Origin of the sequence: Peptoniphilus indolicus ATCC 29427 (assembly GCF_000227315.1) — a bacterium.
GTDB classification, from domain to species: Bacteria; Bacillota; Clostridia; order Tissierellales; family Peptoniphilaceae; genus Peptoniphilus; species Peptoniphilus indolicus.
The window spans coordinates 1-8,744 of the sequence record NZ_JH165063.1 but is presented as its reverse complement, the minus strand read 5'-3'; the positions used below and the strand labels follow the sequence as shown (position 1 = coordinate 8,744).

The following is an 8,744-nucleotide window of genomic DNA, read 5'->3' as shown; positions in this document are numbered from 1 at the left end:
TATTCATTTAAAAATTTTCTAAATTCATTTTCTCTTAGTTTAGGAAACTCAACATTTCTCTTCAATTTAGAAAAATATTTATAAAACTTAGTTGTCTTTAAAACTTCATCTTCATAGTCTAAAAATATAAGGATAGAATGTTCACTCATATACTGCATTATTTCAATAGTCTCATCTTGTATATTTTTTATAAAATCATTAAAATTTTTTCACAATTACAATTTTTTTTAGAGTCAAATACCGGCAAAGTCTCAACCGCTGAAATCAATGTACTAACTTCCAAGTTCTTTCCATCTATATATTGTAAATTAAAATTTCTAAAATTTTCCGAAGTTTGGCTTTCAATTATCTCATTTACCATCCTATCCATCATTAGCTGTTCGCTGCCGTAGAATAAATATGCTCCATTTATTTCAGTATTATAAAGTTCTTGATAAACCATAATTCTCCTTTAACACTTTTTCATTTTTCTTTAAGAATAATATAATTGTAATTAAATCTATTACAATTGCTAATGCTTCATGTATATAATTATTTTTTTCTAAAAACCCTTTGAACTTAATTTCTTTTCCTAGTTCAAAATTTATTTCGCCTACACTTGCTGTTACTTTATAATTTGTCCCAATTGAATTTAACATCTTAATAACTTCTATATGAGGATGTCCATAAGAATTACCTATACCTGCAGATATTGTGGCAAATTTAGGACTTGTCGAATTCAAAAATATTTCCGACGTGGAATTTTTCGAGCCATGATGAGCTACCTTTAAAAAATCTACATTACTATCAAATTCTTTTATACAATTTGAATCACCTGTAAATAAAGCATTAAATCCATTAAAATTCATAAGCATCACCATAGAATTTTCATTTTCTTCTCTATAAGGTGAATAATCATTTAAACTTTCAAATTTTAAGCCGTTGGTTTTCAAATAACTATTCTTGGTAAATATATGCAAATCACTATTTTTCTTCAATACTCTTACATATTTGTTGTCAGCTAAATATGGAACATAAGAATTTTTGATTTTTATATTACCAATTAGGTCAAGTACACCATCTACATGGTCCTCATCAAAATGTGATATAAATAATTTATCAATTTTATTAATCCCCTTACCCTTGAGATAATTTAATAAATAAATCTTCCCCGGCCTAAAATCACCATGAGACCCACCTGTATCTATTATATAATTTTTCCCCTTATAACTTATATGTGTGCTATCCCCTTGCCCCACATATATGGAATTTATTTGCAATGTATTACTTTCTATCACAGACTTCGCCCCTAAAAAGATTAAAAAACAAACTATTGATACAAATGCAAATTTATTTAATTCATGTTTTTTAAATCTTATATCATTTACTATAAAGAACAATCCTAAATATAAAATAAATATGTATGTCAAACTTGGTTTTGGAACAGGGATCTTTAAATTTAATTCTATTAAATTAGAAGTGAAATCCGTAAACATCAATAGAACTTCAATGGATGGTTTCACTAAAATCCCGAGAGGTGTAAATACATTGACAAAAGCTAAAATTATAGCAATTGAATAAATTGGCACCAAGACTACATTTGATACTATTGATAAAAAATTTATTTCATAGAAAAAATATGCCATTACAGGAGCTAGTGCAACAAAAACACCAACTGAAACTCCAAATGACTTCGTCAAAAAATTTCTTTTAAAAATATAATCGTATCTCTTATAGAATAATAAAATTCCCAAAACTGCCATATAACTCATCCAAAACGAACTTGAAACTATATTGTATGGATTCAAAGCTAATATTATTAAAGCACTTAACTTCAAACTACTTAAAGCACTATACTTTTTCTTCATTAAAAAGCTAACAGTTGACAACTCGCCATTACAAAAGCCCTCAATGCAGCTACAGGCATACCCACTAACCAAATATATATAAAAGTCAAAACAATAGCTGTCACTCTTCTTATGATTTTTGGAATTTTAATAGACTTAAATACAATTTCTAACGCCTCGAGAACTATTCCTATATGAAAACCTGACATGGCAATTAAATGCATTATTCCCAAATTTCTATAAACCGCTAAATTTTGTTCGTCAATATAATTCGAATCAGATAAAATTACAGACTTTAAAAATTCTCCATGTTTTTCTGAAATTCCATAAAAACTATTATTTACATGAGACTTGAATTTTTCTCTAAATCCTAAAACTTTATTTTCTCCAATTAATTTCTCACCATTGGAAAATACATTTGCCTTTATATTTTTACTGAGCAAGTATGCCTTATAGTCAAAATCTGTAGAGTTCATTTTTCCTACTGGCTTATTAACCTTCCCTGAAAAATCTATTACATCACCTATTCTTAAATTTTGTTTTGAATATAAAATTATATTTGTTCTATTTGAAATCTTTACTACATATTTAAGCTCATCATTTGCATAATCATCAACTACTACTCCCTTTGTGGAAATATTTTTAGGAAAAGATATATCAGATGTCTTAACATTAAATCCCACAATCATATAAAACAGAATAAATATAAAAATGTACTTACTCAATTTGTTTAAATCCTTTAAAATGTCAAATAATAATATTAAAATTGAAATACCTATTACATATTTTGACATTGGTAAAAATATCCAAATAAAATGCCTAAGAATCCAATTTCCATACTACACCTCATTTTTAAATCCTAATTATATTTTACAATAATCTATGATAAAATAGTATGGAAAGAGGTAATTATGGAAGAAAGATATATTAAATTAGCTTATGAAAAAGTTCATACTTCAGACATTGAAGGTATAGAAGAAATCAATGGTGTAAAATATGCCCTACCAAAGAGTACAAATGTGTTTTTTGGTACTGAAAACATAGTTGGAGATAAATTTAAGGTCAATGACGAAAAACCAGAACCAAAAGAAATTTCCAATAAAATTTATTTTAAAACAAATTCAAATAACTTAAAATTTGAAATTGACTATACTAACAGACTTGACTTGATTCAACAAATAACAGCAAATGCCATAGTCAGAATTATAATCAATAAAGCTACAAATTTAAAAGTTGAAAACTACTACATAAATTCTGTAGACAACCAAATAGTAATCGACTCAAACGATATAAGCTTTATGCAAATAGAACAAATTGAATCCACAGCAAACCATCTAATTTTGAGTAACCTATCAACTAATAACACAGGTAATATTTTGATGATTCGTGGATATGGTAGTATTGAGTCAGTTGGACCAGTGTGCGAAAGAATAGGCGAACTTGGTTTGTTGAAGATAAAGTCAGCTTCTAAAAAAGATGATAAAATATCCATACACATAGTCAGTGGTAAAAGAGCAATTGATGATTATTTTGAAAAATCAAAAATAATTGATAATCTGCAAAGCATACTAAATGTAAATCAATCTGAAATATTAAAAAAATAAAAGAATTGAAATTTAGTAAATCTAATGTAGCTCCTAAAATAGAATCTAACTTAGAATTAGACACTTTAAATAAATCCGATAACTTTATAGATGAAAATAATCAAAAAGAAGTTACATTAGACGATACTTATGAAATAAAGACTTCAACTTTACCTTCATCTAAAAAGGACTCTGAAAATTCTAAAAAATATAAAGATACAACAGAAGTGTCTAAAGATAAATATATAATATCTGAAAAATTAGAAGAAAAAGTTGTGGAACAAACTGCCGAAGTCAGAAATTTAGTTGAAAAAGTAAATGAGATATCAAAAGACACCTCTATAAAAAATAAATTATCAGAAAAAGCTTTTAATCTCACAAAATTTACAACAGATGTTGACGGCATACACTTTATCTATAAAGTTTTTAGAAACAAAAACATTCAAGAGATAATTCAAGGTGCAAAAGAAATTTCTAATGTACCTAACTACATTTCCATATTAGGTTTTCCACTAGGTGATGTTTCAAATTTCTATGTAACTCGTTCTAAAAACTTAAATATAGATTTAAAAATATTTTAGAAAAATAAACCCAAAACTATTCCTAAAAAGTTCTGGAAATATGTATGAAGTAGAAGGTACTGTAAATACTCAAAATTTAGCCACAGTTATGGAATCTTTTCTACTAAATATAAAAAATTAACTAAAGGTGATGTGCAGAATAGATGATTCTACTCTGTGACATAATTTTTTTATGGCTCTAAAATATCTGTTGGGAAGTAAATCTCTAACAGATATTTTAGAGCCTTTTTAATTGTATTGTATCATTAATTAGTATAAAATTAGTTAATGAAAATGTGTCTTTTTGTTTTTTCATGATTACATTGTATCAAAAAAGACAAGAATTTTTTATTTCCTCGCCTTTTTTATTTTAGGACTTTTGTAACAGCTCTTTTTGATTTGTATAATATTTTTCATATTTTGTTATTTAACACTAAAGTGCCTATTATTACCATTGCAAATCCAATTAAAAGTCTTATACTAAATGTTTCTCCTAAAATAACTACAGATAATATTGAACCAAAAATTGGCACAAATAATTTATATATGCCAAACTCTCCTGTAGATTGATTTTTTAAAACCATATACCATAATGTAAATGCCGTTGCCGATATAAATCCACCATACAATATTAGTAAAACAGCTTTAAAATTAACAGTCCAAATTGTTTGTTTTAATATGATGCCTATAATTATAAGAGGTATACATCCTATGCAAAATTGAAATGCTGATATTATAAATGGACTAACACTGTTTCCTTCTTTTTTAACGAGAACTGTTGCAAGTCCATTTAGTGTTATAGCCATTATTATTGAACCTTCACCAAGAAACGAGAAAGATGTACTTATATTTCCACCTGAATTTATAAATATAATCCCAATTGTTCCAATAACTAAAGCTACTATTTTTCTCTTTGTAAGTCTATCTCCTTTAATTAATAGAGCTGAAAAAACAACAATTATAAAAGCATTAAAAGATTGTATAACTGAAGCCTTAACTCCCTCGGTATAAAACAATCCTGTATAATAGAAAAGGTAGTGAAGAGTTATCTGCAAAAGAGCTATCTTTATTAAAAATTTATAATTTAAACTCTTAAAATCAACTCTATCCTCTCTATTAAAAATTTTAAAATAGAATATTGTTATAATTCCGGCAACAAAAAATCTTAAGCCAGCCACTAAAAGTCTTGAGCCTATATCACCACTTTCAATAGATAAAATTTCATATTGCATTTTTATCATAGGAATGGCCGAACCCCATAAAAACATACAAAATAACGATATAAATATCGCACTTCTTTTGTTTTTAAATAGTTCCATAAACAGTAGCTCCTTCGTTATCAACTTTACAACTTAAAATTTTCCATTCATTTTTTAGTTTATCCATCTCATCAAATTCATTCGAAAAATCTACATCTGCATTTGAAACCAATAATATAGTTGAACCTGAACCGCTCAAAAACAATTTTGAATGACTATCTTTAAATATTTCCTTTATCTTGTCATATTCATCTATTATTTTAAATCTTTTCTTTTCATGAATGGTATCTTCCGGAGCATTAATGATTAAATTTAAATCCCCTGTCCTCAAGGCATTAGTTATCATAGCAGCCCCAGCTATATTTTGTACGGCACTTTGTCTATCCATAAATTCTGGAACTAAATTTCTCGACTCTTCAGTAGACATTTCAAAACTCGGAACTAAAGCATAGAACTTTAAATTCTTAGCTACTTCTACTTTTGTAACTGTACTTCCAAAAGCAATAGTATGTCCTCCAAAAATTGCCGCAGCAACATTATCAGGATGACCTTCTATATCAGTGGCAAGCTCTAAAATTTTGTATTTATCAAATTTATTCCCCTTGTACTCATTAGCCGCCATTAATCCCGCAACTATACACGTAGCTGATGAACCAAGACCACGACTACGTGGAACATTGGATACAACATTTATTTCAACTTCAGGGCAATCTATTCCGAGTTTTTCAAAATAATATTTAAATGATTTCAAAATTAAATTATTTTCTTTGGCCTTTCCCAATTTAAATTCAAATTCATTGTAAATATTAAAAGCTATTCCAAAGCTATCAAAACCAGGACCTATATTAGCAGAAGTTGCCGGAACTCTTACTAACACATTATCCTCTCCCTTACAAATTCTTTAATATCTTCCTTATCAATCACTAATTCTTGCATAGAATCAGTATTTACTTTTTCTAAAAATTCAACATCATTTGAAAGTTTAGCAACTTCTTCTATTGCTTTTGCTTCATCGTCTACATCCAAGCCTATAGCCTTTGAAATTTCCATTGCAAATTTTACAGGAGACGCTGTAGCAGCAATCAATATCTTTTTATCTTTGCCGTCCAAATATTTCTCTGCAGCTTTTACAGCAACCGCTGTGTGAGTATCTATGACGTAGCCAGATTTTCTATATATCTTATCTATAACTTTAAGCGTTTCTTCCTCTTCACATGAAAAGCCAAACATTTCTAAATCATTTTTATACTCAAATTTACCTGTTTCATTTAAATTCTTCATCAAACTATAAATTTCATTTGAGTCACCTGATTTTAATGAAAGATAGCGTTCTAAATTGCTCGAAACTAAAATATCCATAGACGGAGAATTTGTCTTATAAAACTCTCTGTTTGTATCATAAACTCCAGTCTTTATAAAATCTTCAAGTATATTATTTTTATTTGAAGCGCATATAAAGTCTTCTATTGAAAGTCCCATAAGTTTTGAAAAATACGCCGCCAGTATATTCCCAAAATTTCCAGTAGGAACTGCTACAGATATTTTCTCTCCATTCTCTATAATTCCTTCTTTAACTAATTTATAGTAAGAATAAAAATAATAAGCTATTTGAGGCACCAGTCTTCCAATGTTAATTGAATTTGCAGAAGTTAATATGTGTCCTGCTTCTCTAAGTTCTTTTTAAACTCTAAATCATTAAATATTTTCTTTAACGCAGACTGTGCATCATCAAAATTTCCATCTATAGCTACAGCTGTTGCATTTTTAGAGCCTGAATTAATCATCTGTGCCCTTTGAATCAAACTTATTCCATCTGTTGGATAGAATACAATTATATTTGTATTATCTACTCCCGAAAAACCACTTATAGCAGCAGAGCCAGTATCACCAGAAGTTGCAGTAAGTATCAAAGTCTTTTCTTCAATATTATTTTCTTCTTTAGCTATTTTAATTAATCTTGGAAGTAGTGAAAGTGCAAAATCTTTAAATGCTCTTGTCTCTCCGTGAAACAACTCCATAAAATATAAATTGCCTACATTTTTTATTGGGAGTATATCTTTTGGAAATTTTGAATAAGCTTTCTCTATTTCTATTTTTAATTTTTCTCCATCTAAGTCATCAAATATAGCAGATATTACTTTGTATACAAATTCTGTATAATCTAATCTCTCTATCTCTTCATCTGTAAAATTTACTTTTCTTATTTCTTCAGGAATAAAAAGTCCCCCATCATCAGCTAACCCTTTTAAGAGAGCTTCTGAAGTTGAATCTACAAAACTATTTCCTCTTGTACTGTAATATTTCATATCTAACCTCTTATCTGTCCATCCCCAAGTAAAATATATTTATAAGTTGTGAGCTCCTTTAACCCAACCGGGCCACGAGCGTGCATTCTTTGAGTTGAAATGCCTATCTCAGCTCCAAACCCAAATTCAGAGCCATCTGTAAAACGAGTGCTTGCATTTACATAGACACAAGCTGCATCTACTTCATCTGTAAACTTAGTAGCATTTTTTAAATTTTCAGTAACTATAGCTTCCGAATGATGAGTTGAATATTTATATATATGGTCTATTGCCTCATCAATTCCTGACACAATCTTCATGGAAAATTCATAATCTAAATACTCTTTTCCATAATCTTCATCGGTAGCTTCAATAACATTTTTTATTTTTTTAGCACTTTTTTTGCAACCATGAACTTTTAAATTATACCTATTTATAATATCTTGTAGTCCTTTATAAAATTCATCCGATACATTTTCGCTCACTAGCAAAGATTCAAGAGCATTACACACTCCTATTCTCTGAGTCTTGCCATTTTCAAAAATGCTAAGTGCTTTTTCTATATCTGATGAATCATCTACATATAGATGACAATTTCCAACTCCAGTTTCTAAAGTAGGTACTTTCGCATTTTCAACTACCGAGCTTATCAACCTTTGACTTCCTCTTGGGATTAAAAGGTCTACATATCCCCTTAGTTTCATAAGTTCAATTGAAGATTCTCTCTCAGTATTTTCAATCAAGCTAACCATATTTTCATCAAATCCGGCATCTTTTATACCCTCTCTTATCGAGTCTGCAATAGCCTTATTTGAATTAATAGCTTCTTTTCCACCCCTTAAGATTATGGAATTTGAAGATTTAATCGCCAATATAGCAGCATCTAAAGTGACATTTGGTCTTGATTCATATATAACTGCCAACACGCCTATAGGCACTATTTTCTTTCCAACTTGAATTCCATTAGGTAATTTATTTACTTGGTCCATATTCCCAACCGGGTCGTCAAGCTTTATAATTACATCAACAGAATCTACCATAGCTTTTATTCTATCTTCCGTTAACAATAGTCTATCTAATAATCCATCGCTCATTTCGTTAGCTTTGCCATTTTTTATATCAATGGAATTTGCATTTAATATTTTTTCAGAATTTTTTAATAGGCTATTTTTAATTGAATTTAAAATATTATTTTTTCTACCGTAGATAATTTTCCAAGCTCTCTTCCAGC

The 8,744-nt window shown here is 28.7% G+C and carries 8 protein-coding genes and 1 pseudogene; 2 read left to right on the top strand and 7 right to left on the bottom strand.

Features of this window, described 5'->3' with window-relative positions; translation table 11 throughout:
* Nucleotides 1–187: 187 nt before the first annotated feature.
* Both HMPREF9129_RS06710 and HMPREF9129_RS12825 read right to left on the bottom strand, forming a co-directional pair.
* Complete coding sequence (locus HMPREF9129_RS06710) at nt 188–442, bottom strand: DNA polymerase III subunit delta (RefSeq protein ID WP_004821811.1); 255 nt, start codon at nt 440–442, stop codon at nt 188–190.
* Nucleotides 423–2,414 (bottom strand): annotated as a pseudogene (locus tag HMPREF9129_RS12825) (ComEC/Rec2 family competence protein); the annotation flags it as partial. The pseudogene HMPREF9129_RS12825 and the gene HMPREF9129_RS06710, both read right to left, overlap by 20 nt.
* A gap of 323 nt (nt 2,415–2,737) precedes the next feature.
* On the opposite strand from HMPREF9129_RS12825, the gene HMPREF9129_RS06695 reads away from it, so the two are divergent.
* Together HMPREF9129_RS06695 and HMPREF9129_RS06690 are read left to right on the top strand one after the other, a co-directional pair.
* Nucleotides 2,738–3,430, top strand: coding sequence for a hypothetical protein (locus HMPREF9129_RS06695; protein WP_004821803.1), 693 nt, complete (start codon nt 2,738–2,740; stop codon nt 3,428–3,430).
* Between the two features lie 5 nt (nt 3,431–3,435).
* Complete coding sequence (locus HMPREF9129_RS06690) at nt 3,436–3,990, top strand: hypothetical protein (protein ID WP_004821802.1); 555 nt, start codon at nt 3,436–3,438, stop codon at nt 3,988–3,990.
* Nucleotides 3,991–4,382: 392 nt separating this feature from the next.
* Here HMPREF9129_RS06690 and HMPREF9129_RS06685 read toward each other — a convergent pair whose 3' ends face one another.
* The 5 genes from HMPREF9129_RS06685 to HMPREF9129_RS06670 all read right to left on the bottom strand — a co-directional run.
* Nucleotides 4,383–5,288 (bottom strand): DMT family transporter, encoded by a 906-nt coding sequence (locus HMPREF9129_RS06685; RefSeq protein ID WP_004821799.1) that lies wholly within the window; start codon nt 5,286–5,288, stop codon nt 4,383–4,385.
* A complete protein-coding gene (gene thrB, locus HMPREF9129_RS06680; RefSeq protein WP_004821797.1) occupies nt 5,275–6,105 on the bottom strand; it encodes a homoserine kinase in 831 nt (276 codons plus the stop codon). Before thrB ends, HMPREF9129_RS06685 begins: the two co-directional genes overlap by 14 nt.
* Nucleotides 6,099–6,845, bottom strand: coding sequence for a PALP domain-containing protein (locus HMPREF9129_RS12415; protein WP_004821795.1), 747 nt, complete (start codon nt 6,843–6,845; stop codon nt 6,099–6,101). The genes thrB and HMPREF9129_RS12415 overlap by 7 nt, the downstream gene beginning before the upstream one ends.
* A gap of 32 nt (nt 6,846–6,877) precedes the next feature.
* A complete protein-coding gene (locus HMPREF9129_RS12410) occupies nt 6,878–7,534 on the bottom strand; it encodes a PALP domain-containing protein (protein WP_004821794.1) in 657 nt (218 codons plus the stop codon).
* Between the two features lie 2 nt (nt 7,535–7,536).
* Nucleotides 7,537–8,744 (bottom strand): glutamate-5-semialdehyde dehydrogenase (locus HMPREF9129_RS06670; RefSeq protein ID WP_004821792.1); only part of this gene is annotated, 1,208 nt, incomplete at its 5' end.

Coding starts and splice junctions, on each gene's coding strand:
- HMPREF9129_RS06695 (WP_004821803.1), top strand. CDS start 2,738: ATGGAAGAAAGATATATTAAATTAGCTTATGAAAAAGTTCATACTTCA.
- HMPREF9129_RS06710 (WP_004821811.1), bottom strand. CDS start 442: ATGGTTTATCAAGAACTTTATAATACTGAAATAAATGGAGCATATTTA.
- HMPREF9129_RS06685 (WP_004821799.1), bottom strand. CDS start 5,288: ATGGAACTATTTAAAAACAAAAGAAGTGCGATATTTATATCGTTATTT.
- HMPREF9129_RS12410 (WP_004821794.1), bottom strand. CDS start 7,534: ATGAAATATTACAGTACAAGAGGAAATAGTTTTGTAGATTCAACTTCA.